Here is a 23,194-nt window from a genome sequence, read left to right as displayed (position 1 = left end):
ACGTCGCTGACGTAAGGAACCGCCGTGCAAAAATTCCCGATGACCGGGCCCGGATTGACCAGTCTCGAAACCGAACTGCGCCACCTCAAGGTCGAGGAGCGACCTGCGATCATTCGTGCGATCGCCGAGGCGCGCAGCCATGGCGATTTGTCGGAGAACGCGGAATATCATTCCGCGCGGGAGCGCCAGTCGTTCATCGAGGGGCGCATTGCTGAGTTGGAGGAAATTATTTCCGCCGCCGAAGTGATCGACCCGGCGACCTTGTCCGGCGATACCATCAAATTCGGTGCGCAGGTCGAACTGATCGACGAGGAGACCGAAAAGCAGGTGCGCTATCAGATTGTTGGCCTGCATGAGGCGGATATCAAGCTCGGCCGGCTCTCGGTGACCTCGCCGCTGGCGAAATCGCTGATCGGCAAAAAGCCCGGCGATACGGTTTCGGTGCCGGCACCCGGTGGCGATCGCAGCTACGAGATTTTGACCGTCCGGTTCGGCTGAGGCGTTGGTCACGATCGAGGATATCGAGGCGGCGGTCCCGCGCATCGCCGGCGCGGTGCAGCGCACGCCGCTGGTCTATTCGGATGCGTTGTCGCGCGCGACCGGCGCGCGGATTCTGCTGAAGCTCGAAAACCTGCAGGCGACCGGCGCGTTCAAGGAACGCGGGGCGGCCAACCGGATCGCTCTGCTGAGCGGCGAGGAACGGGCGCGCGGCGTGATCGCGATGTCCGCCGGCAATCACGCCCAGGCGGTGGCGCGCCACGCGCAACTGGCCGGCATTGCCGCGACCATCGTGATGCCGCGCTTCACGCCGACCACCAAGGTGATGCGCACCCGCGCCTGGGGTGCCCGCGTCGTGCTGCACGGCGAAACCCTGGCCGAGGCGGCAAGCCATGCGCATGAACTGGCGCTGGCGGAAGCGCTGGTGTTCGTGCACCCGTATGACGATCCGGCGGTGATCGCGGGGCAGGGCACCATGGCGCTCGAAATCATCGAGGACGCGGCCGATCTGGATATCATGGTGGTGCCGACCGGCGGCGGCGGATTTTTGTCGGGCTGCGCCATCGCGGCGCGCGCGCGGCGCCCGTCGCTGACGGTGCTGGGCGTCGAGGTGGAATCCTATGCCGGGTTCGCCCAGGCGCTGGCTGGCAAGCCGATCGAGGTGGGGGGTGCGACCATCGCCGAAGGCATTGCGGTGCGCGATATCGGGCGCTTGCCGCTGTCAATTCTGCGCGATCTTGGCACCGAGGTGCTGGTGGTGCCGGAAGCGGCGGTGGAACAGGCGATCGCGCTGCTGATCGAAGGCAGCAAACTGGTCGCCGAAGGCGCCGGCGCGGCCGGGCTCGCGGCGGTGCTGACCTTCCCGGATCGTTTCGCCGGCAAAACAGTGGCGCTGCCGATCTGCGGCGGCAATATCGATACCCGCACTCTGGCCAATACCCTGCTGCGCAACCTGCTGCGCGACGGCCGGATATTGAAAATCCTGATGGAAATCCCCGATCGCCCGGGCGTGCTGGCCGATATCGCCGCGCGGATCGGCAATGGCGGCGGCAATATCATCGAAGTCGTGCACCAGCGGCTGTTTGCCTCGCCGACCGTGCAGGCGGCGCATCTGGAAATCATGATCGAGGCGCGGGATGCGGCGCATGGGAATGCGATCGTGGCGGCGCTCGAAGAGGTTTATACGGTTCGGCGGATGTGATTGCGGGTTTGAAGGAAGCACTTCTTTTTTTGTAAAAAAAGCAGCAAAAAAGCTTTTTTTATGCTGGGTTTGTGCGTGTGGAGCGGGTCACGCGCAGGGTTGGGCTGACGGTGGGTGTTGAGGTGATGGCGTGCTGCCGGCGATTTTGTATCAATCCAATCATCTGTTGATCATCGACAAGCCTTCCGGTCTGGCCTGCCACGCCGGTCCACGCGGGGGCGCCAGCGTCGAGGATTTTTTTCCGCATTGGCGGCGCGGGCATGACGGGCCGTGGCTCGCGCATCGGCTCGATGCCGATACCGCCGGCTGCCTCGCGATCGCGCGCCGCAAGACCACGCTGGTCGCGCTCCAGGCCGCCTTCGCGGCCCATACCGTGCGGAAAACCTACTGGGCGGTGGTGCAGGGTGTGCCCCGCGAGCCACACGGCACGATTTCGGCACCGCTGCGCAAGCAGACCACGCCATCCGGCTGGCGCATGGTGGTCGATCGCAAGGGGCAGCCCGCCATAACCGACTGGCGCGTGCTCGCGGCATCGAACGGGCGCGCGGTGCTTGAGCTCTCACCGCGCACCGGGCGGACCCATCAGCTTCGGGTCCATTGCGCTGATATGGGGTATCCGATCGTCGGTGATCCGCTGTACGGCAAGGCGGGCAAGGGGTTGTGCCTGCTCGCGAGGCGGTTGGTTCTGCCGCTCGACCCGATGGTCAGCGCGGTAGCCGCGGTGCCGGATACGCTGCGGGCGGCGCTGTCAGGCGTTGACTTCGATCGCCTTGAGCCGGGCTAGAAAATCCCGGCAGAACGAGGCGGCGGTGGTGCGCCGCACCTTGGCCAGCAGGGCGGCGTGGCGCGCCTTGCGTTCCTCGAGCGGCATGATCAGGGCGGCGTGCATCGCATCGGCCACCGCATCGGCGTCGTAGGGGTTGACGATCAGCGCCTCGGTCATTTCCTCCGCCGCACCGGCGAAGCGCGACAAAACCAGCACGCCGGGATCGCTGGAATCCTGCGCGGCGATGAACTCCTTGGCGACCAGGTTCATGCCATCGCGCAGCGGCGTCACCAGCGCGATGCGGGCGAGGCGATAGAACCCGGCGATGGTGTTGCGGTTGACCGTGCGGGTCATGTAGCGCAGCGGCGTCCAATCGAAATCGGAAAACGCTCCGTTGATGTCGCCGGCCTTGCGGTCGAGCTCGCGGCGCAGCGACTGATAGCGGTCGACGTCCTCGCGCGAGCGGTTCGGGGTGGCGGTGCAGCAACTGGCCGAACGCATCGAAGCGCTGCGGCAGGCCCTTGGTGTAGTCGAGCCGGTCGACGCCGATGGCCAGGGCGCGGCCGACCAGGCTTTCGATCAGGCGTTTGGTCTCCGCCATGCCGGCGGCGCGGCGGGCGGTGCGGGCGAAGCCATCGGCATCGATGCCGATCGGCGCGACGATGGTTTCTGTCCGATGGCCGTTATGGGTGAAGCTGTGGTTGTCATCGGGGTGGACATCCATGCAGGATGCGACCGATTCCAGGAAATTCATCCGATCGCCATGGGTCTGAAACCCGACCAGATCGGCGGCCGCGAGCGCGCGCACCAGCACCGCGGCCGAGGGCAGCACGTGCAGTACGGCGGGCGGCACGAAGGGGATGTGCAGGAAGAACCCGATCCGGTTTTTCACACCCCTGCGGCGCAACGCATCGGCCATGGTGAGGAGTTGGTAGTCGTGAATCCAGATCGTGTCGTCCGGCCTGAGCAGGGGGACCAGGCGATCGGCGAACAGGTCGTTGACGGTGAGGTAGCCCTCGTAATCATCGCGTTTGAAATCGAGCAGGCCGGTCCGGTAATGCAGCAGCGGCCAGAGCGAGCCGTTGGAAAATCCGACATAGAAGCGCCGGTAATCGGATTCGCTCAGATCGACCGTGGCGTAGGTGAGGCCGCCGTGATCGGTGATTGTCGCCTGATCGGAGGAGGTGGCGCCGCGCTTGCCGGACCACCCGAACCAGAGGGAGCCCGGGGTCATTGCTTCGGCCAGCGCCACCGCGAGGCCACCGGCCTTGGCGCCGCGCTCGGTCGGCATCGATACCCGGTTGGAAACGACGACGAGGCGGCTCATTGCTGCGGCTCCGCGACCGCGCGCGCCAGCCAGGTACGGACGGCGTTGGTGGTGCCATCGAAATCGCGATGCACGTTCAGACCGATACCGCCCTGCGCCTTGGCCGCCGCGATCGCCGCTTCATCGGTGGTGTCGTCGCCGACGAACACCGGCACGCGGCCCGCGAAGGGTGTTTGTTGCATGAACCAGTCGAGCGCGCGGCCTTTATCCGCGCCGACCGGGCGGATTTCCCAAGCCATGTTGGCGGGCAGAACCTCGATATCGGGCACGCCTGCGATCAACTGGTCGATCAGCGCGCGCAGCGCCGGGCCATGCTCCGGTGCGCGGCGGAAATGCGCGACCAGCGTGTAGCGTTTCTGCTCGATCGCGACGCCTGGCATGGTCGCGGCGGCATCGTCCAGCGCCTTGCGCCAGGCCGGGCGGTTTGCGGTGGTGGTGATCGGTTGATGGATCACACCGGCGCTGTCGCGGCAGACGAAGCCGTGTTCCGCGCCGGCAGGGAAGGGCGTGCCGGTGACGCCATCGATATCGTTCATGGTGCGGCCGGACAGGATTGCGAGGGCGCCGTTGCGCGCGGAAGCCAGGGCAGCCAGCAGCGCCGGCAGGCCATCCGGCACCACGACCTCGGCCGGGGTCGGCGCGAAATCGAGCAAGGTGCCGTCCAGGTCGAGGAACAGCGCATGGGTGGGCATGAGGTTAGGTAACATTGTGCAATAGATGGGCAGTCACCATGCCCCGATCAAGCGAACGCTCGATCAAGCAAACGTTAAGCCATGGTCAGTTCACGGATGCGATACCGGCGGCCACAGAGATCAGGGGCCCGGTGTCGGCCAGGATTGTAGATCATGCCCCAGCAGCATCGGTATCCGCAGCAGCACCCGGCCGTGGTGGGTGATGTCGATCGGCTTTTCGATGCTGATCGAGGCGAAGCGCTGCGCATAGCGCTGCATGATCGCGGGGACGTCACCCGGCATCGCGGCGATCAGAATATCATCGCCGATCAATGATTGTGGCGGCGTGGTGATGCCGAACTCATGCGGATCGCCTTCGAACACCGCGACTTTCATGGCAGGGCCGACCGCATAGGCGATTTTTCCGGCGTCGTACCAACGCAGCGCGGCGAGTGCCAGGTTCGTGCGGGACAGATCGCCGCGTGCCGCCAGCGCCGCGCGAAAACTGCGCCAGTCGATCGCCTGCAATTCGGGTGATTTGCCGGGTGCGAAGCGGGCGTTGAACCCCGGCACGATGCCGAACTGCAACTGCGCGCCGATGAACAGTACGGCCAGCGTCAGCACCGCGGCGGTGCCCCAGGCGACGCCCGCGGCCCAGCGGCGCGCGGCGGTGCCGAGGTGGGCGAGCCAATCGCCGAGCAAGGGAAACAGCATCAGATAGCCGGGGGCGGCCCAGTGAAACAGGATTTTGCGCGACGACCAGAACGATATCGCTGAAAACAGCACGATCGGGATAATGCCGAGCAGTGCGAGGAACCGCGCCCGCCGATCCGCCCCGGGGCGCAGGCCGCCGATCAGCAGACATGCCATGGGGATGAAAATCCACGGTGCGATGAACACCGCCTCGCCGGCCCAGACGATGAACGGGCGCAGCGGATGAATGCCGAACCCGGTCGCCCGCGCGCCCTGGTAGCCGAACGAGGCCCAATGGTTCAGCGCGTTCCACAACAGCACCGGCGAGAACGCCAGCAGCGCGATCAGGCAGGCGAGCCACGGCCCGGCGCTGGCGAGCGCGCGGCGGCCGCGCGGATCGAGGATCAGGAAGGCCAGCGCGCCCAGCAAATTCAGGGCGGCATTGTATTTCGAGGTCATGGCGAGGCCGGCGCACAGTCCGGCCAGCAGCCAGAACGCCGGTTCGGGCTCCGCCGCCCATTCAGGCTGTGCGACGCCGACCGCCCGCGCGAGCGCCCAGGCCGCCGCGAGCAGAAAAAAGTCGAGCGGGCCATCCGGCAGCACCCAGGTACCGAAGGCGAGCGAAAACACCGGCGACACGTTCAGCGCCACGACCGCCCAGACCGCCGCGCGCGGCCCGAACAGGCGCCGGGTGAAGCCGAACATCAATGCCCCGGTGCCAGCGAACAGCGCAATGAACGGCAGGCGCACGATCAACGGCGTGTGCAGCCCGGTGAGGTGCTGGATGGTCAGTTCCATCCACCAGGAGATCGGCGGATGATCGAAATAGGAGAGTTGATAGGTATGCACGGCCGAGACCATGTAGCTCTCGTCGATGCCGAGACCCATGCCGGCGGCGAATGCGAGGCGGATGGCGGTTGCCAGCAGAATGACCAGGGTAGCCTGGGCGGCGGGGGATCGATGTCTCATCGCCGTGCGGCATGGGCGAGGCGGCGGCGGCGGTCAAGCCGCCGTGGCGTGGCGTCGCGCGATCATGATTTGCGGTGCGGGAGGTGGCGCGGTAGCAAGGCAGCGTCTGATGGTTTGGGAACGAACCAGGCGTTCTTCCTTCAACCTCCCTTCCTGCCAGCCCTAGAACGGAGCCCTCGCATGAACAGTCTGACAATCGGCCGCCGGCAATGGCTTGGCGGCGCTTCCGCGGTGATCGGCGCATCGCTGCTCGTGCGGCGGGCGGCGGCTGATCCGGCCTTGCCGGCGTTCGTGCCCGTCGGCGGGCATATGAAGTCGTTGAAGTTCCGGATGGACGATGTCGAGACCGGCAAGACCATCACCGAGGCGGCGTTTCGCGGCCATCCGACCATTTTGTATTTCGGCTTCACGCGCTGCCCGGATTCCTGCCCGCTAACCATGCAAAACGCGGCGCATCTGGTGTCGCTGCTTGGCAACGACGGGCAGCGCCTGCGGATTGCGTTCGTCACGGTGGATCTCGACTACGATACGCCGGCGCGGCTGAAACAATTCATGGCACAGTTCGGGCCGCCACCGGTGTTCACGGGTCTGCGTGGCACGCCAAGCGAACTCAAGACGGCGGCCGCGCGGTTCGGCGTGTTCTACAAGGCACCGAGCGGGGCCGATTCGCCTGATCCGGTTTCCGGCATCGGCCATAGTGACGCGACCTATCTGTTCGCGCCGGATGGCCATGCCGTCGCGGTGCTACCGGCGCTGCCGACCGGCACGCCGCAATTGCCGCAGGTGGCTTCCCTGGTGCGCAAGACCCTGTCCGGCGCGGCATGACGCGCTGGCTGCTCGCGGCCATCGCGGTGCTGTCGATCGGCACGCGGGGGGCGATGGCGGCGGCACCCTCGCCGATCACGGCGCGGGACGCGTGGTTTCGCTATCTGCTGCCTGAAATCCCCGCCGGTGGTTTCGTCACGCTGCATAACGCGGGCGCATCACCCGCCGTGCTCACGGGCGTGCGATCGGCCGCGTGCGGCATGGCGATGCTGCATCGGAGCGTCAATCGAAGCGGTGTGGACCGGATGAGTATGGTGCCGTCGGTCACGGTGCCGGCGCATGGCGATTTCCGGTTCGCGCCCGGCGGCTATCATATCATGTGTATGCAGCCGCACATGAAACCCGGCGATGCCGCTGCCGTGACCCTGCTGTTTGCCGGCCTGCCGCCGATGGTCGTGAAATTTGCGGTCTACGGCGCGGACGGTAAGCCTGCGACGCCATGAGGCATCCGATACTCTTGGGCCTGCTGGCCCTCGTGCTCGGCGCGGCTGGGCAGGCGGGTGATGTGACGGCGGGTGCACGGATCGTCGTGCATGGCACAGCAACCGGCGCGCTGCCGTGCATGGCGTGTCACGGCGTCGGCTTGCGGGGCAATGCCGCCATCGGGGCACCGGCGCTTGCGGGCTTGCCGGTCGCGACCACGCTGGCAGCGTTGGACGCGATCGCGACGGGCCGGGTCGGTCATAATTACGTGATGAAGAACAACGCGGTCGCGCTGACGCCGGCCGAGCGGCGCGCGGTCGCCGATTATCTGGCGACGCTTAAACCCGGCGGTTAACCGAGGCGGGCGAGCCAGGTCAGCAGACCGCGCGGCTGAGTTTTCGATTGCAGCGATTCGATATCGGCGATGAGTGCGGGATAGTCGGGGTGCTGGTTCGAGCCGAGGTCGGGGATGATGAACCGCGCGTTGCCGTGCGGACCGAAGCCATAGATCAGCGCCGAATGCACCACCTGATACGCCTGCGGATTGGGTGAGGGATGCACCGAGGCGACGACGCGGTAGCGCCGCGTCAGCCGATAGATCTGATTGGCCGAGCCGCGCAGCCCGACGAAATGCGGGTCGAACAGGGCGAGGTATCGGCGCAAAACCGGGGTCGTGTCGCGTGCCGGGTCGACCGTGACGAACAGGAACACCGTGTTGGCCGCCGCGGCACCGAGCTTGAGGTAAAGCTGGTGCACCTTGTAGAGCGTGTCGGGGCAGACATCCGGGCAGTTGGTGTAGCCGAAATACAGCAGGATTGTCTTGCCGCGAAACGCGGCGGCGGTGACGCTTTTGCCGGTGCCCGCATCGGTCATGGTGAAGGCGAGCGGCGGCACCAGCCCGGTGACCGGCACGACCGGGTCGGCCTGGGCCGCGACCGGTGATATGACGGCGCCGAGCATCAGTGCGAGGATCGGGGCGGCCAGCCACCAGCGCCCCGGCCTGCGCTTCATGCTGCGGGTGCGCCGATCTTTTGTTTGAGCGCCTCGTTGACCAGGGCGGGATTGCCCTTGCCGGCCATCGCCTTCATCACCTGACCGACGAAGAAGCCGAACAGTTTATCCTTGCCCGATTTGTACTCGGCGAGCTTGTCCGGATTGGCGGCGATCACCTGATCAATCGCGGCATCGATCGCGCCGGTGTCGGTCACCTGGCGCAGGCCGCGCGCCTCGACGATGGCGCCCGGCGCCTCGCCGGTTTCGACCATCAGTTCCAGGACTTCCTTGGCGATCTTGCCGTTGATCGTGCCATCCTTGATCAGGTCGAGCAGCGCGCCGAGATCGGCCGCGCTGACCGGGCTGTTCTCGATGCTGCGGCCGGTGCGGTTGAGGGCGGCGAAAAAATCGCCGAGCATCCAGTTGGCGACCTGCTTGGCATCGCGGCCCTTGGCGACGGTTTCGAAGAAATCGGCGGTGACCTGCTCCATCACGAAAATCGCGGATTCGTAGCGCGAAATTCCGTAATCCTGCATCAGTCGCGCGCGCTTGGCATCCGGCAGTTCGGGCAGTTCGGTCCTCAGCGTGGCGACCCAGGCTTCATCGAGCACCAGCGGCAGCAGGTCGGGCTCGGGGAAGTAGCGATAGTCATGGGCGTCTTCCTTGCTGCGCATCGAGCGGGTTTCGCCGCGGGCGGGGTCGAACAGGCGGGTTTCCTGTGTCACCTCGCCGCCGGATTCCCAGATCTCGACCTGTCGCCGTGCTTCCGCCTCGATCGCCTGCATCACGAAGCGGATCGAATTGACGTTCTTGATTTCGCAGCGTGTGCGAAACGCCTCGCCCGCCTTGCGGACCGAGACGTTGACGTCGGCGCGCATCGAGCCTTCGTCCATATTGCCATCGCAGGTGCCGAGATAGCGCAGGATGGTGCGCAGCTTGCGGATGTAGGCGCCGGCCTCCTCGGGCGTGCGCATGTCGGGTTCGCTCACGATTTCCATCAGCGCGACACCGGACCGGTTGAGATCGATCAGCGATTTGCTGGCGTGCTGATCGTGCATGCTCTTGCCGGCATCCTGTTCGAGGTGCAGCCGCGTGATGCCGATCGAGCGGGTTTCGCCCGATTCAAGCTCGATATCGATGGTGCCCATGCCGACGATCGGGTGTTCGTACTGGCTGATCTGATAGCCCTGCGGCAGATCGGCGTAGAAGTAGTTTTTCCGGTCGAATCGCGAAACCAGGTTGATCTGCGCGTTCAGCCCCAGCCCGGTGCGGACCGCCTGGGCGACGCATTCGCGGTTGATCACCGGCAACATGCCGGGGAAACCGGCATCGACGAAGCTGACCTGGGTGTTCGGCTCGCTGCCGAAATCGGTCGCCGCACCGCTGAACAGCTTGGATTTGGAAATCACCTGGGCGTGCACTTCCAGCCCGATCACCAATTCCCAGGGGCCGGTGGTGCCGTCGATCGTGTAGCTCATGAGCTCTCTCCCGCGCGCACCGCCGGCATGGCGGTGAACCCAGCGGCGCGTTCGAGCGCGGCGGAGACGGCAAACACCGTTTCCTCGTCGAAATGCCGGCCGATCACCTGCAGGCCGAGCGGCAGGCGGCGCGCATCGAGCCCCGCCGGCACCGACATCGCGGGCACGCCGGCGAGGTTGGAGGGGACGGTGAACACGTCGTTCAAATACATCGTCACCGGATCGTCCATTTTCTCGCCGATCGCGAAGGCCGCCGACGGCGCGGTAGGGGTCAGGATCGCATCGACTGTCGCGAACGCCTCGTTGAAATCGCGCAGCATCAGGGCGCGCACTTTCTGGGCGCGCAGGTAATACGCATCGTAATACCCGGCCGAGAGAACATAGGTGCCGATCATGATCCGCCGTTTCACCTCCGCACCGAACCCGGCCGCGCGGGTGCGCTCGTACAGATCGATCAGATCCGCGCCGTCCACCCGCGCGCCGAACCGCACGCCATCGTAGCGCGCGAGGTTCGAGGAGGCTTCGGCCGGGGCCACGATGTAATAGACCGGCAAACCGTATTTGGTGTGCGGCAGGCTGACATCGATGATCTCGGCGCCGGCCCGTTTCAGCCAGTCGATGCCCGATTGCCAGAGGGTTTCGATCTCGGGCGCCATGCCATCGACACGGTATTCGCGCGGGATGCCGATTCGCAGCCCCTGGACGCCGCGCGCACAGGCGGCCCGGAAATCGGGCACCGGGCGGTCGGCGGAGGTGCTGTCGCGTTCATCGAACCCGCTCATCGCGCCGAGCAGGATCGCGCAATCCTCGACCGTGCGCGCCATCGGCCCCGCCTGATCGAGCGAGGAGGCGAACGCCACGATGCCGAAGCGCGAGCAGCGCCCGTAGGTCGGCTTGATCCCCGCGATGCCGGTGAACGCCGCCGGCTGACGGATCGAGCCGCCGGTATCCGTGCCGGTTGCCCCCATCGCCATGCGCGCGGCGACCGCTGCGGCCGAGCCACCGGAGGAGCCGCCGGGGACGAGTTTCGCCCCATCATCGCGCTGCCACGGGTTTTCGACCGCGCCGTAAGCCGAGGTGATGTTCGATGAGCCCATGGCGAATTCATCGAGATTGGCCTTGCCGAGCATCACCGCGCCGGCCGCCTTCAGCCGGGCGGACACCGTGCTCTCGTAGGGCGGGATGAAGGGCTCGAGAATCTTCGACCCCGCGGTGGTGCGCACGCCTTCGGTGCAGAACAGATCCTTCATGGCGATCGGAATGCCGGACAGGGCAGGGGCGTTGCCCGCAGCCCGCGCCGCATCGGCCGCGCGAGCCTGTTCGCGCGCTTGATCGGCGGTGATGGTGATGAACGCGTTGAGCCGGGGGTTCAGCGCCTCGACCGCGCTGATATGCGCCTCGGTCAGTTCGACCGCGGAGATTTTTTTTGCCGCCAGCGCCGCGAGCGCTTCGGCGATGCTCATGTCCAGCATGGTCACTCCACCACCTTCGGCACGGCAAAGAAATTGCCGATCCGGTCCGGTGCGTTGGCCAGGATTTTGTCGGGATAATTGCCGTCGGTCACCGCATCCTCGCGCAGCCGCATGGCCATCTGCGCGCCGCCGGACAGGGGTTGCACGCCATCGACGTCGACTTCGGAGAGTTGCTCGACGTAGCCGAGAATCGCATTGAGTTCGCCTTCAAGGCGCGGCACCTCGTCGTCAGCGAGGCGGATACGGGCGAGTTTCGCGATACGGCGAACCGTCGCGGGGTCGAGCGACATGGGCATCCCTTGGGTTTCTGTGCGGTCTGGATCATAAACGCGACCATGACACTGTTCAACCTGACCGATCTGGTGGCTGCAATGCCCCGCAACGCCCGCTTGATCGGGCTCGATCCCGGATCACGCATGGTCGGCATCGCGCTGTCGGATGTCAGCCGGCGGCTCGCTTCGCCCTATGGTGCGATGAAGCGGGGCAAACTGGCCGACATGGCGCAGACGCTCCGCGACATTGCCGCCAAGGAGGGTGCGACGGCGCTGGTGATCGGGCTGCCGCTGTCGATGGATGGCACGTACGGCCCGGCGGCGCAGGCGGCGCGCGACTGGGCGCACGCGATCACCTTCGCGACCAATCTGCCCGCCGCGATGATGGATGAGCGCCTGTCCTCGGCCGCGGTGAACCGGGCGATGATCGAGGCCGATGTCTCGCGATCGAGGCGGGCCGCACGAGTTGATGCCGCGGCGGCTTCGTACATGCTGCAAGCGGCGCTCGATATCATCACCGGCGCCGGGTGAAGGGTTTCGCCATCCTGCTGCTGCTGGGGGTTGCCGCAGCGCTGGAGGTGGGCGGCGATGCGCTGATGCGCAACGGGCTGCACGCGAGCGGGGCGGGGCGGATTTACTGGCTGATCGGCGGCGCTGTGGTGCTCGCGGCCTATGGTATTTTCGTCAATCTCGGGCCGTGGGATTTCGGCCGGGTGCTCGGCATTTATGTGGTGCTGTTTTTCATCGTGGCGCAGTTGGTCAACTGGCTCGGCTACGGAGTTCGCCCGGATGGGCCGGTGCTGGTGGGTGGCGCGCTGATCTGTGCGGGCGGGCTGGTGCTCACGCTGGCGCGGTGATGCGGCGGTGCAGGCTGTTGATCGCGCGCACGGCAAAGCGTGAGCCGGGGTCGAGCCGGGCGAGAAATCCGGCCGGCCAGAAGGCGGTGCGGGCGGCGCTGGCGGCGGTGAACGGCGATCGGCCGGAGGGTGGTACGATCGGCCGGTAGGACGAAGCGGCGAAGCCTTCGGCGTGGGGGATTTCCGCGAAATGCGCGGCATCGGTGCGGTCGGGTGCGGCGAGCAATGCGGTCAGGCGGGTGCACGCCAGGTCGCGCAGCATCGTGATATGCTCGGGCCGCAGATAGGGGCGCATGGCCTGCGCCACCTCGGTCACGGCATCGTGGATCAGCGCGGCGATGGCGAGGCGCGGGGCTTCCTCGGTCTGTGCCAGGCGCACCGGATAGGGCACGCCATCACGGCAGGCGACATGGCTGATCCCGGATTCCGGTGCCGAGAACAGCAACTCCAGCACCTCGTACGATCGCCCGACGGTTGCGGCGACGACCGCTTGCGGCGCCCCATCGCTGAACAGAAATCCCTCGGCCGGAATGTCGCGCTGGCGCTTGGCGCTGGTGCCGAGATAGACGCCTGTGATGTCCGGGGCGACCCCGCGCGCAATCGTGCCCAACCGGATCAGCGAGCGTTGCAGCGAGCCATGCCAGCCCAGATCGACCACCAGCGCCTTGCCATCGAACAGCCCGATCTGGTCGAGATGCGCCAGCAGATCGCGCCGCTCGATTCTGGCGCGCGCGATGATCGGCCCCGCGAGGTCGGTGAAGATCGCCCGCAAGGACGCGCGGGATGCGGCGTCGTTCACGGCAGTTTGCCCGTTCACGCCGTGTTGATGCATCGCCGCCGCGACCGCGCCGGCCGTTGGATCGAGATCGGCGCGGTGCAGGTAATCGGCGATCGTGAGGTCGCTGACCCCTGAACACAGGAAGTCGAGGTCGGTGGCATCCAGTGTGGTGATGGCGGCGAGGTTGAGGCACCGGCGTGACGACCAGACATAATGCGATGGGGGCGTGGCCTCGGTCCGCCAGGCGGCCTCATAGGCTTTCTGAAAGATCAGCCCGTCACGGGCCAGAAAGAACGGGCGGCGGTGTTCGGCGCGCACGCGGCTGTGGATCAATCCGGCCATGCCGATCGCCGCGGGGGCGACTACCAGATAAGCAAGGGTCAGCCAGTACGGGTCGCCGGCTTGTGCCCCGAGTGCGCGGCGCAGCAGCGCATGCGGCAGGTCGGCGAGCGCGTTGCCCGTGGGTCGATAGCGGTTCGCCGGCAACCGGCGCTCGGGCGGCGAGAGCAGAAACGGCGTGATCCCGCAACGCCGCGCGACCGCGCAATCAGCCGCCGGGTGGTCGCCGAGATGGACGATGCGCGCATCGGCCGCCAGCCCGAAATCGGCGCGAATCACATCCCACACCGCACCGCTGGCCTTGGTGTGCCCGGTTTCGCTCGACAGATAGAGCCGCTCATGTCCCGCAAGACCGGCGCGCTCGATCATGGTTTCGATCGCGCGGCGTGGCAAATACATGTCCGACACGATGACGACCCGGCGGCCCGCTGCAACCAGAGCGCGAAACGGAGCGGCGATTTTGGGATCTGCGGCGATGCCCTCGATTTCCAGGGCGATTTCCTGATCCATGATCGGCGTCAGGTCGAGCCCTGCCGGTGCGGTGCGGCGCAATTCGGCATAGATCGCGGCGAGCGTGATCTCGGTGGTGCCGGATGCGCGGCGCACCGCCGCCTCGGCGCGGCCGCGTTCGGCGGCAAACCAGGCACTGACTTGGTCGGGCAGGTTTGCGGCGAGCAGCGTGAACACATCGTCCGGCCGCCAGACCGCGCGCTGCACCAGCGTGTCGAACAGGTCGAAACTGGCGATCTCCGCCGTCATCGCCGCTGCCATGAATGCCGCTACGCGCGCGCCGTCGTCCAATATGGGTCTCTGCTCTCGATCGATGGTGAACCGGTTCATGCACTTATAGGTTGCATTAATGGTTTCTCACCCCCCCGGCCTCATGGCAAGTCTTTGGTTCATTGTCAGGAGACGATCACCGATGGATGCCGCAGTAACGCCCGACCCGCTTCAGATCGCCGCAACCCAATTGGTGGAACCGTTCGAGGGTTTCAGCGCCGAACCCTACCGCGATCCCGGTGGCGTCTGGTCGATCGGCTATGGTTCGACGATCGATGCCTGGGGCAATCCGGTCACCGCCGATACGCCGGCGATCAGCCAGGCCGATGCGCTGGCGCTGGTCGAACGCGATCTGGCCGCCGCACAGAACGTGGTTTCTGCGGCCGTGTTCGTGCCGCTTGATGCCAATCAACAGGCTGCATTGATCGATTTCATCTACAATGTCGGTGCGGGCAATTTCTACCGCTCGACCTTGCTCGCCCTGCTCAACCAGGGTGACTATCAGGGCGCGGCGGCACAATTCGTGCGCTGGGATTATGCCGCCGGCGTCGTGCTGCCCGGTCTGTTGCGGCGGCGGGAAGCCGAGGCGGCGCTGTTTAACCAAGATCAGGCGAGCCTGATGCAGCAGGATACGTAGACATCGCACCCGTTCGGTCGGCGCGGTGGCGCTATTTTACTTTCGGCTTCGCTCTGGCGCGCGGCTTCGCACTGGTCTTTGCCGCCGCTCGTGCCGGCGGCTTTTTGGCCGCTGCCGGCTTGGCCTCTGCCGCGGGTTTTTTTGCGCTCGGTTTGCCGCCTTTTTTGCCTTTCGGCGCCAGCGTCTTGCCCTTTTCGGTCAGCAATGCCACCGCCTCATCGAGGGTGATGGTGTCGAGTTCGGTGCCGCGCGGCAGGTTGGCGACCGTCTTGCCGTGCTGCGCGTAGGGCCCGAATCGGCCCTTGCGGACCATGACCGGATCGCCGCCCTTCGGGTGCGGACCGAGCTCGCGGATGCCCTCCTGCTTTTTCGCCAGCACCATCACGGCGCGATTCAGCCCGACCGCCAGAACATCGTCATCGCGGTCGAGCGAGGCGAAGATCGGGCCCATTTTCACATAGGGTCCGAACCGGCCGATGCCGGCCTGGATTTCCGCCTTGGTCTCGGGGTGCACGCCGACGATGCGCGGCAGTGACAGCAGCCCGAGCGCCTGTTCCAGCGTCAGATCATCGCCGGTCACGCCTTTTGGCAGCGCGGCGCGGCGCGGCTTGGCCTTTTTGTCTTCCGGATCGGGTTCGCCCAGCTGAATATACAGGCCATAGGGTCCGCGCCGCAGCGTGACGGGTATCCCATCGGGGTTGGCACCCAGCACTTTCATGCCATCGCGCAGCGTATCGCCATCGTCTTCCGCGCCATCGATCGCGAGTTTGCGGGTGTACTGGCACTCGGGATAGTTCGAGCAGCCGATGAACGAACCGTAACGGCCGAGTTTCAGGCCGAGGCGCCCGGTGCCGCAAGCTTGGCAGACGCGCGGATCGGAGCCGTCCTCCCGCGCTGGGAAGAAATGCGGGCCAAGTTCCTCATCGAGCGCGTCGATCACGTCCGATATCTTGAGGTCCTTGGTCTGGTCGATCGCGTTGGAAAAATCGGTCCAGAAATCGCGCATCACCTTGCGCCAGTCGAGCTTGCCGTCTGACACTTCGTCGAGTTTTTCCTCGAGTGCGGCGGTAAACCCGGTCTCGACGTAGCGGGCGAAAAAACTGACCAGAAACGCCGTCACCAACCGGCCGCGATCCTCGGGAATGAACCGCCGCGCGTCCATCCGCACATAATTGCGCTCGCGCAGCACGGTCAGGATCGAGGCATAGGTGGACGGCCGGCCGATGCCGAGCTCCTCCATTTTCTTGACCAGCGTCGCTTCGGAAAAGCGCGGCGGCGGCTGGGTGAAATGCTGATCGGCGGTGACCTTACCGCGATTGAGCGGGTCGGCCTTGGCCATGGGCGGCAGCAGGCGGGAGTCTTCGTCCTCGGCGTTGTCGTCGAGTTCTTCGCGATACAGTTTCAAAAACCCGTCGAACGCCAGGATCGAGCCGGTCGCGCGCAGCGTGGTGCCGGCCTTGTCCGCGATGTCGACGCTGGTCTGATCAAGCTCGGCCGATTGCATCTGCGAGGCGAGGGCGCGCTTGTAGATCAGCTCATAAAGCCGTGCCTGCTCCTGGCTCAGGTGGCGGGACGCGCGCTCAGGCGTGAGCGTAAAATCGGTCGGCCGGATCGCCTCATGCGCTTCCTGGGCGTTCTTGGCCTTGGTCTGATATTCGCGCGGCGCTGCGGGCAGGTAGTCGGGGCCGAACGCCGAGCCGATCTGGCTGCGCACGGCGCCGATCGCCTCGCGCGCCATCTGCACGCCATCGGTTCGCATATAGGTGATCAGCCCGACGGTTTCGCCGCCGATTTCGACACCTTCGTAAAGCTGCTGGGCGGTGCGCATGATCTGCTGCGCCGTCATGCTCAGCTTGCGCGAGGCGTCCTGTTGCAGGGTCGATGTCGTGAACGGTGGCGGCGGGTTGCGCCGCGTGCGCTTTTTCTCGACCGAGACGACCGAAAATTCGCCGCGCTCGACCGCGGCTTTCGCGCGCTCGGCGGCTTCGGCGTTGGGGAGGTCGAACTGGTCGAGCTTTTTACCGTCCAGATGGGTCAGCCTGGCATGGAACGGCGCGCCCGCCGGCGTCGTGAAGATCGCCTCGATCGTCCAGTATTCCCGGTTGCGGAAGACTTCGATCTCGGCTTCGCGTTCGCAGATCAGCCGCAACGCGACCGATTGCACGCGCCCGGCCGATTTGCTGCCCGGCAGTTTGCGCCAGAGCACCGGCGAGAGCGTGAAGCCGACCAGGTAATCGAGCGCGCGGCGCGCCAGATACGCCTCGATCAACGGCGTATCGAGCTCGCGGGGCGCGCGCATTGCCGCCTGGACGGCGGATTTGGTGATTTCGTTGAAGGTGATGCGCCGGACGATCTTGCCCTTGAGCATGTTGCGCGATTCGAGCATCGCGCGGACATGCCAGGAAATCGCCTCGCCCTCGCGATCCGGATCGGTCGCCAGGTATAAGGTGTCGGCGCCCTTGAGCGCCTTGGCGATGGCCGCCACCTGCTTGTCGCCCCGCGCGTCCTCTTCCCAGGACATCGCGAAATCCTCGTCGGGGCGCACGCTGCCGTCACGCGCCGGCAGATCGCGCACATGGCCGAACGACGCCAGCACGGTGAATCCGTCACCGAGGTATTTGTTGATCGTCTTGGCTTTGGCCGGTGATTCGACGACGACGATAGCGTTCATCTGGGCGATTTTTCCAGTTCGGGGCGCATTCAGAGCAAGTCACGGGTCCAGCAGCAACCCGATTCTGTTGCCAGGCAAAGTCTCGATCCGCCCGGCCAATTCCAGTTCCATGAGCACGGCAATTATGACGGAGGCGGAGAACTGGCAGTGCAACGCCAGTTCGTCAACCGCAATCGGGCTGGCGGACAGCAACCTGGGGATGTCGCGCCGCGCCATATCGATGTCCGAACCGCCCGAGTCAAGGGCTGCGACCGGTTCGGCCAAGCCGGGCTGAACCGGGGTGATCCGCGCATCGGCGAACAAGGCGCCCGGCTGATCGGGCAGGTTCATCAACACATCGCCGGCCGATTCAGTCAGATGCGCGCCCTGGCGGATCAGGTCGTTGGTGCCGCGCGCCCGTGCATCGAGCGGCGAACCGGGCACCGCGAACACCTCCCGCCCGTAGTCGAGCGCGTAGCGCGCGGTGATCAGGCTGCCCGAGCGCAAGGCCGCCTCGATGACGACGACGCCGAGCGACAGGCCGGCGATGATGCGGTTGCGCTTGGGAAAATGCCGCGCGAGCGGCGCGGTGCCGGGCGGTGCCTCGGCGATCAGGACGCCGCGCGCGGCAATCTCGGCCTGGAGCGCCTTGTGTTCGGGCGGATAGACCACATCGAGCCCGCCGGGGATCGCGGCAATCGTGGTGCCGGTGCGCAAGGCGGCGGTATGCGCCGCCGCATCGATGCCGCGGGCCAACCCCGAGGCGATCGGCCGGCCGGATGCCGCGAGTTCGGCCGCGATATCCGCGGCGATCCGCGCCCCGTTGACCGAGGCGTTGCGCGCGCCGACCACCGCCACGATCGGCCGGTGCAGGATCGAGACATCGCCCAGCACCGCGATCACCGGCGGCGCATCCGGCAGCAAGGCGAGCAATTTGGGATAGTCGGGTTCACCCATGAACAGCAGCGTCGCGCCGAGTTTATCGTGCCGGTCAAGCTCACGCCGCACATCGCCCGGGCTGGGTACGAAGGGCGGCTTCGCCCGGCCGCCGGCGCGGGCGAGGGCGGGAATCGCGGCCAGGGCTTCTTCCGGTGTGTCGAACCGGGCGCGCAGCCGCCGATAGGTCTGCGGCCCGACACCTTCGGTGCGGATCAACCGCAGCAGGGCCACCCGGTCGATCACGCGCCGAGCTTGATCCGCGGTTCGGTGCCGGCGCGCAGCCGCTCGATGTTGGCGCGATGTTTGTGAAACACCAGGGCCGCGATCACCACGGCCCCGATCGCGACCCGCCAGTCACCCAGCAGCAGCGCAACCAGCGGGGCGGTCGCAAACGCCGTCAGCGCGGCGAGCGAGGAATATTTCCGCCAGAACGCCATCCCCAGCCACACCAGGCACGCGATCAGCCCGACCGGAAACGCCTGGGCCAGCAAAACGCCCAGACCGACCGCGACACCCTTGCCGCCCTTGAAACGCAGCCACACCGGATAGAGATGCCCGATGACGGCGAACAAACCGGCGATGACGACGATCCAGCGCCCTTCATCGTGCATCAGCAGCACCGCAATCACGCCCTTCACCGCGTCGAGCAGCAAAGTGAGCGCGGCCAGCCCCTTGCGCCCGGTGCGCAACACATTGGTGGCACCGATGTTGCCGGAGCCGATCTTGCGCACATCGCCCAGCCCGGCCGCGCGCGTCAGGATCAGACCGAACGGCACCGAGCCGAGCAGATAGCCGATCAATGCTGCGAGACCGATCATCCGAATACCCTCACGCCGGCCTTCCAGGTGCCGATCACCACGCCTTCAACCGCGCGGCCGTCGAACGGCGTGTTCCGCGCCTTGCCGGGCAGCTTGCCGGCCTCGATCCGCCAGGATCGTTCGGGCGCGAACAGGCATAGATCGGCGGTCCCGCCCTTGACGATCCGCCCGGCATCGAGCCCGAACCGGCGCGCCGGCCGATCGGTCAGCAGTGAGAGTGCGGGGTGCAGGGTCAGCGCGCCGGATTGCACCTGCGCGAGCGTGATGGCCAGCAATGTCGCCAACCCGGCGCCGCCGGGGGCGGCCTCGGCGAAGGGGAGGCGCTTGTCATCGGCATCGCGCGGCTGATGGTCCGATCCGATCGCATCGATCGTACCGTCCGCCAGCGCTGCGACCACCGCGAGGCGGTCATCCTCGCTGCGCAGCGGCGGCGAGAGTTTGGCATAGGTGCGGAAATCGCCGATCGCGGTCTCGTTCAGGTCGAAATAGGGCGGCGCGGTGTCGCAACTCACAGCCAGGCCGCGCGCCTTGGCCGCCCGGATCAGGTCGAGCGCCGCACCGGTCGAGACATGCGCGAAATGCACAGCACCACCGGTCAGTTCGACCAAAGTGATATCACGCGCCACCATCATCGCCTCCGCGCAAACCGGAATGCCGGGCAGGCCCATCAGAGTGGCCCGCGCACCCGAGGTCGCAGCGCCGCCCGCCGCGAGGCTCGGTTCCTCGGGATGCTGCACGATCATCGCACCGAACCCGCGCGCATAGGATAGCGCGCGGCGCATCAGCCCCGCCGGGCCGATCGCGCGCGCGCCATCCGAAAACGCGATTGCACCCGCCGCACGCAGCAACCCGTATTCCGCGATGCTCTCGCCCCTGCAACCGCGCGTCGCGGCACCGTAGGGCGCGATGGTGATGCGCCCGCTCGCCTCGCCGGCGCTCGCCAGGGCGCGCACCAGGGCGGGGTCATCGGTCGGGGGCGCATTGTCGGGCAGCACCGCGATCGTGGTGATGCCGCCCGCACTCGCGGCCAGCGCGGCCGAGGCGATGGTCTCGCGATATTCGAAACCCGGCTCCCCGAGCGATGCCCGGCCATCGACCAGGCCGGGGCAGAGGATGCAATCGGCGCCATCGACCACCATTGCATCTGCCGGTCGGCCCAGTGCGCCGGCGAAATCGGCGATCATGCCGCCCCGGATCAGGCAATCGCCGATCGCGTCATGCCCCGAGGCAGGGTCGATGATCCGGGCGCCGGTGATCAGCGTGTCACGCATTGCGCAGCGCCGTCCGGGCCAGCACGTCCAGCACCGCCATACGCACCGCAACGCCCATCTCGACCTGTTCGCGGATGACCGAGCGTGTCATGTCATCGGCCACCTGACTGTCGATTTCGACGCCGCGGTTCATCGGGCCGGGGTGCATCACCAGCGCATCCGGCTTGGCGACCGCCAGTTTCGCCGCGTCCAGCCCGTAAAAGGTGAAGAACTCGCGCGCGCTCGGGATCATGCCGCCGCTCATCCGTTCGGTCTGCAGGCGCAGGGCCATCACGATGTCCGCATCGCGCAAACCCTCCCGCATGTCGTGGAACACGCTCACCCCGAATTGTTCGATGCCGGAGGGGATTAGTGTCGGCGGTCCGACCACGCGGACCTGGCTGCCCATGGCGATCAGCAGCAAAATATTCGACCGGGCGACCCGGGAATGCGCGATATCGCCGCAGATCGCGATGGTCAGCCCTTCGAGCGTGCCCTTGTGGCGGCGGATCGTCAGCGCATCGAGCAGCGCCTGGGTCGGATGTTCGTGCATGCCATCGCCGGCATTGATCACCGCGGCATCGACCTTCTGCGCCAGCAGGGCCGGCGCGCCGGATGCCTTATGGCGCACCACCAGCAGGTCGCAGTTCATGGCGTTCAGCGTGGCGGCGGTATCCAGCAGCGTCTCGCCCTTCGAGACCGAGGAGGTCGAGACCGACATGTTGATGACATCCGCCCCAAGACGCTTGCCGGCCAGTTCGAAGCTGGTGCGGGTGCGGGTGCTGTCCTCGAAAAACAGGTTGATCAGCGTCCGCCCGCGCAGCACGTCGCGCCGGGTCTTGCCGGAGCGGTTGAGCAGCGCGTAGCTCTCCGCGAGGTCCAACAGCGCCGAAATATCGCGGGGATGGAGGTTTTCGATTCCCAGAAGGTGGCGTGTCGGCAATCGCATGGGTGACTGCATACAGAAACGCGGTGCCGGCGCAAAGTGCCGGCTTGCCGGGTCGTGACGTCGCGCTACTGGGTGGCCCAGACGATGCGGTGGATCGCCGCGATCTGGTCGGCCGGAAAAACCAGCAATTTGTGATCGGGGTTGAAACTCGCCAGTTCCACCCGCTGCGCGTTGCGCCGCTGCAGCAGTTTTGCCATGACCTCGCCCGCGCCGGTGCGCACCACCACCCGGTCGCCGGCCCGGACCGGTGCGGCGGGCGACACCACAATGATGTCACCCTCGCGGTAGACCGGTTCCATCGAATTCCCGTGAATCGTCAGGCCGAACGCGTGCGGATCATCGGCAAGCGCCGCCTCCGTGCGCGGCAGCGCCACATGATCCCAACCGCCGCCGGCCGGGTAGCCGGCATCGTCGAAAAAACCGTCCTGGCCGGCTTGCGCCAGGCCGATCACCGGTACGCGGCGCGCGGCGGCACGCGCCGGCGGCAAGGTGCGCGCGCCCAGCACCAGACCGGCAAAGGCATCGAGCCCCGAGCCGGTCGCCATCAGGATTTTGGCGATGCTTTCGGTGGATGGCCAGCGCAGTTTGCCATCGGAACCGCGCCGTTTCGAGGGGTTGAAGCTGGTCGGGTCGAGCCCTGCGCTGCGCGCCAGACCCGAGGTCGACAGTCCGCGCTCGGCTGCCAGCGTATCGATCGCGCGCCAGATATCTTCGTGTCGCATCATCTTGTTCTTAACGGATTTTAGCGGGTTGGAAAGAGATAAATAGGAAAAAACTCCGTTTTTCTCTTGCGGGCAATACAACCTCCGGTTAGTATGTTCTTGTTATGTTCACACCGGAGGCCACGATGACGACCACAAAAGCAGACCCAGGCCCTGCCAGACCGATCCATCAGATCAAGCCCTTCGCCTCCGCCGAGCGCGCCTGGCTTTGGACCGCCGGATGTCTCGCGGCACGTCGCGCCGGCACGCCGCTGCCGCATGACCGCTCGCGGCCCTGCACGCCGGAGACGATCCTGACCTGTCTCGATCGTCTGTATCGCGCCCGCCGGATCGACCTGGTGCACGCCCGTGTGCTGCGCGTGTGGGGCGACCGTGGCCGCGCGCCGGACCGGCGCAGCGGGTCGGATCGCAGCGACTGGCGACAATGGCGCTACGCCCTCGCCGAACTGGAACAGGCGCTGCGCGCGCGCGGCATCGTTGCCGGGTTCGATCTTGGCATGCCGGTCGTTCCCGAAAAAAATTTTCCGAACGATAGGATTACTTTCTTATTTTCGACCCAACCATCATCAACCGTCGACCCAAAGGAGATCTGACCATGGCCTTCACCCTGCGCAACCTGTCCGTCCTCGCCTATGCCAATGGCTTCACCCTGTGGCACTATCGCACCGGCGACGATGCGCTGTCCGCGCTCGATCGCGATGATTTCTTTCATGAAGCCGGCGACCTGATTGCGCCGGGCGACATCGTCATGGCCTCCGGCAGCCAGGGTGCCCGGATGGGTGCGATCGCCCAGAAAGGCGCGCATCTGGTGCTCAACGCATTGTAACGGCCGCGATCCGATCACGTCTCCGGCGCGGGCGTTGCCTCCGCCGGAGACGCCGCCTATT

General features: G+C 66.3%; 24 protein-coding genes and 1 pseudogene. 11 read left to right on the top strand and 14 right to left on the bottom strand.

Annotated features, from left to right (window positions below; all coding sequences use genetic code 11):
- Window positions 1–24 precede the first annotated feature (24 nt).
- The 3 genes from greA to B7X49_RS05280 all read left to right on the top strand — a co-directional run bounded on the left by greA (window position 25) and on the right by B7X49_RS05280 (window position 2,483).
- Window positions 25–498: a transcription elongation factor GreA gene (gene greA, locus B7X49_RS05290; protein ID WP_029314711.1), complete on the top strand. Its 474-nt coding sequence runs from the start codon at window positions 25–27 to the stop codon at window positions 496–498.
- A gap of 4 nt (window positions 499–502) precedes the next feature.
- Entirely contained in the window at window positions 503–1,699 is a 1,197-nt protein-coding gene (locus tag B7X49_RS05285; RefSeq protein WP_286703362.1) for a threonine ammonia-lyase, read from the top strand.
- A gap of 130 nt (window positions 1,700–1,829) precedes the next feature.
- A complete protein-coding gene (locus B7X49_RS05280; RefSeq protein WP_286703361.1) occupies window positions 1,830–2,483 on the top strand; it encodes an RluA family pseudouridine synthase in 654 nt (217 codons plus the stop codon).
- Here B7X49_RS05280 and B7X49_RS05275 read toward each other — a convergent pair.
- The 3 genes and pseudogenes from B7X49_RS05275 to B7X49_RS05265 all read right to left on the bottom strand — a co-directional run bounded on the left by B7X49_RS05275 (window position 2,448) and on the right by B7X49_RS05265 (window position 6,125).
- Window positions 2,448–3,792, bottom strand: a pseudogene (locus B7X49_RS05275) (trehalose-6-phosphate synthase). The gene B7X49_RS05280 and the pseudogene B7X49_RS05275 overlap by 36 nt on opposite strands.
- A complete protein-coding gene (otsB, locus tag B7X49_RS05270) occupies window positions 3,789–4,499 on the bottom strand; it encodes a trehalose-phosphatase (RefSeq protein ID WP_286703359.1) in 711 nt (236 codons plus the stop codon). The pseudogene B7X49_RS05275 and the gene otsB overlap by 4 nt, the downstream one beginning before the upstream one ends.
- Before the next feature lie 105 nt (window positions 4,500–4,604).
- On the bottom strand, window positions 4,605–6,125 hold the full coding sequence (locus B7X49_RS05265) for a glycosyltransferase family 39 protein (RefSeq protein ID WP_286703358.1): 1,521 nt from the start codon (window positions 6,123–6,125) through the stop codon (window positions 4,605–4,607).
- A 180-nt stretch (window positions 6,126–6,305) separates the two neighbouring features.
- On the opposite strand from B7X49_RS05265, the gene B7X49_RS05260 reads away from it, so the two are divergent.
- Genes B7X49_RS05260 through B7X49_RS05250 form a run of 3 tightly spaced genes read left to right on the top strand, consistent with a single transcriptional unit; the run spans window position 6,306 to window position 7,728 of the window.
- Complete coding sequence (locus B7X49_RS05260) at window positions 6,306–6,950, top strand: SCO family protein (protein ID WP_286703357.1); 645 nt, start codon at window positions 6,306–6,308, stop codon at window positions 6,948–6,950.
- A complete protein-coding gene (locus tag B7X49_RS05255; RefSeq protein WP_286703356.1) occupies window positions 6,947–7,393 on the top strand; it encodes a copper chaperone PCu(A)C in 447 nt (148 codons plus the stop codon). Before B7X49_RS05260 ends, B7X49_RS05255 begins: the two co-directional genes overlap by 4 nt.
- Window positions 7,390–7,728, top strand: a complete 339-nt coding sequence (locus B7X49_RS05250) for a cytochrome c (RefSeq protein WP_286703355.1) — start codon at window positions 7,390–7,392, stop codon at window positions 7,726–7,728. Before B7X49_RS05255 ends, B7X49_RS05250 begins: the two co-directional genes overlap by 4 nt.
- Here the strand turns inward: B7X49_RS05250 and B7X49_RS05245 are convergent.
- Genes B7X49_RS05245 through gatC form a run of 4 tightly spaced genes read right to left on the bottom strand, consistent with a single transcriptional unit; the run spans window position 7,725 to window position 11,606 of the window.
- Entirely contained in the window at window positions 7,725–8,384 is a 660-nt protein-coding gene (locus B7X49_RS05245) for an SCO family protein (protein WP_286703354.1), read from the bottom strand. The genes B7X49_RS05250 and B7X49_RS05245 overlap by 4 nt on opposite strands.
- Complete coding sequence (gene gatB, locus B7X49_RS05240; RefSeq protein WP_286703353.1) at window positions 8,381–9,844, bottom strand: Asp-tRNA(Asn)/Glu-tRNA(Gln) amidotransferase subunit GatB; 1,464 nt, start codon at window positions 9,842–9,844, stop codon at window positions 8,381–8,383. Before gatB ends, B7X49_RS05245 begins: the two co-directional genes overlap by 4 nt.
- Window positions 9,841–11,316: an Asp-tRNA(Asn)/Glu-tRNA(Gln) amidotransferase subunit GatA gene (gene gatA, locus B7X49_RS05235; RefSeq protein WP_286703352.1), complete on the bottom strand. Its 1,476-nt coding sequence runs from the start codon at window positions 11,314–11,316 to the stop codon at window positions 9,841–9,843. The genes gatB and gatA overlap by 4 nt, the downstream gene beginning before the upstream one ends.
- Before the next feature lie 2 nt (window positions 11,317–11,318).
- Window positions 11,319–11,606, bottom strand: a complete 288-nt coding sequence (gatC, locus tag B7X49_RS05230) for an Asp-tRNA(Asn)/Glu-tRNA(Gln) amidotransferase subunit GatC (RefSeq protein ID WP_286703351.1) — start codon at window positions 11,604–11,606, stop codon at window positions 11,319–11,321.
- Window positions 11,607–11,651: 45 nt separating this feature from the next.
- Between gatC and ruvX the strand changes: the two genes are divergently transcribed.
- A complete protein-coding gene (gene ruvX, locus B7X49_RS05225; RefSeq protein ID WP_286703350.1) occupies window positions 11,652–12,119 on the top strand; it encodes a Holliday junction resolvase RuvX in 468 nt (155 codons plus the stop codon).
- Complete coding sequence (locus B7X49_RS05220) at window positions 12,116–12,445, top strand: hypothetical protein (RefSeq protein WP_286703349.1); 330 nt, start codon at window positions 12,116–12,118, stop codon at window positions 12,443–12,445. The genes ruvX and B7X49_RS05220 overlap by 4 nt, the downstream gene beginning before the upstream one ends.
- On the opposite strand, the gene B7X49_RS05215 is transcribed toward B7X49_RS05220, so the two are convergent.
- Window positions 12,429–14,402: a hypothetical protein gene (locus tag B7X49_RS05215; RefSeq protein ID WP_286703348.1), complete on the bottom strand. Its 1,974-nt coding sequence runs from the start codon at window positions 14,400–14,402 to the stop codon at window positions 12,429–12,431. The two genes, B7X49_RS05220 and B7X49_RS05215, sit on opposite strands and share 17 nt — an antisense overlap.
- An 82-nt stretch (window positions 14,403–14,484) precedes the next feature.
- On the opposite strand from B7X49_RS05215, the gene B7X49_RS05210 reads away from it, so the two are divergent.
- Complete coding sequence (locus B7X49_RS05210) at window positions 14,485–14,979, top strand: lysozyme (RefSeq protein ID WP_286703347.1); 495 nt, start codon at window positions 14,485–14,487, stop codon at window positions 14,977–14,979.
- Between the two features lie 31 nt (window positions 14,980–15,010).
- On the opposite strand, the gene topA is transcribed toward B7X49_RS05210, so the two are convergent.
- From topA to B7X49_RS05180, 6 genes are all read right to left on the bottom strand, one after another.
- Window positions 15,011–17,650 carry a type I DNA topoisomerase gene (gene topA / locus B7X49_RS05205; RefSeq protein WP_286703346.1) on the bottom strand — a complete coding sequence of 880 codons (2,640 nt, stop codon included), beginning with the start codon at window positions 17,648–17,650 and terminating at the stop codon, window positions 15,011–15,013.
- A 39-nt stretch (window positions 17,651–17,689) separates the two neighbouring features.
- Window positions 17,690–18,811, bottom strand: coding sequence for a DNA-processing protein DprA (gene dprA, locus B7X49_RS05200; RefSeq protein ID WP_029314680.1), 1,122 nt, complete (start codon window positions 18,809–18,811; stop codon window positions 17,690–17,692).
- The gene (gene plsY, locus B7X49_RS05195) at window positions 18,808–19,386 is read right to left on the bottom strand and encodes a glycerol-3-phosphate 1-O-acyltransferase PlsY (protein WP_286703345.1); all 579 of its coding nucleotides are present in this window, start codon (window positions 19,384–19,386) and stop codon (window positions 18,808–18,810) included. The genes dprA and plsY overlap by 4 nt, the downstream gene beginning before the upstream one ends.
- Window positions 19,383–20,657: a dihydroorotase family protein gene (locus tag B7X49_RS05190; protein WP_286703344.1), complete on the bottom strand. Its 1,275-nt coding sequence runs from the start codon at window positions 20,655–20,657 to the stop codon at window positions 19,383–19,385. Before B7X49_RS05190 ends, plsY begins: the two co-directional genes overlap by 4 nt.
- Window positions 20,650–21,585, bottom strand: coding sequence for an aspartate carbamoyltransferase catalytic subunit (locus B7X49_RS05185; RefSeq protein WP_029314675.1), 936 nt, complete (start codon window positions 21,583–21,585; stop codon window positions 20,650–20,652). The genes B7X49_RS05190 and B7X49_RS05185 overlap by 8 nt, the downstream gene beginning before the upstream one ends.
- A 65-nt stretch (window positions 21,586–21,650) precedes the next feature.
- Entirely contained in the window at window positions 21,651–22,307 is a 657-nt protein-coding gene (locus B7X49_RS05180; RefSeq protein ID WP_029314674.1) for a helix-turn-helix transcriptional regulator, read from the bottom strand.
- Window positions 22,308–22,432: 125 nt separating this feature from the next.
- Here B7X49_RS05180 and B7X49_RS05175 point away from each other — a divergent pair, with 125 nt between their 5' ends.
- Both B7X49_RS05175 and B7X49_RS05170 read left to right on the top strand, forming a co-directional pair.
- Window positions 22,433–22,900, top strand: a complete 468-nt coding sequence (locus B7X49_RS05175; RefSeq protein WP_286703343.1) for a hypothetical protein — start codon at window positions 22,433–22,435, stop codon at window positions 22,898–22,900.
- 2 nt (window positions 22,901–22,902) lie between these two features.
- Window positions 22,903–23,133: a hypothetical protein gene (locus B7X49_RS05170; RefSeq protein WP_029314671.1), complete on the top strand. Its 231-nt coding sequence runs from the start codon at window positions 22,903–22,905 to the stop codon at window positions 23,131–23,133.
- The last annotated feature ends 61 nt before the right edge of the window (window positions 23,134–23,194 follow it).

This window comes from Acidiphilium sp. 34-64-41, from assembly GCF_002282635.1.
In the GTDB taxonomy this organism is placed as follows: Bacteria; Pseudomonadota; Alphaproteobacteria; order Acetobacterales; family Acetobacteraceae; genus Acidiphilium; species Acidiphilium rubrum.
This window is presented reverse-complemented; position numbering and strand designations above follow the sequence as displayed.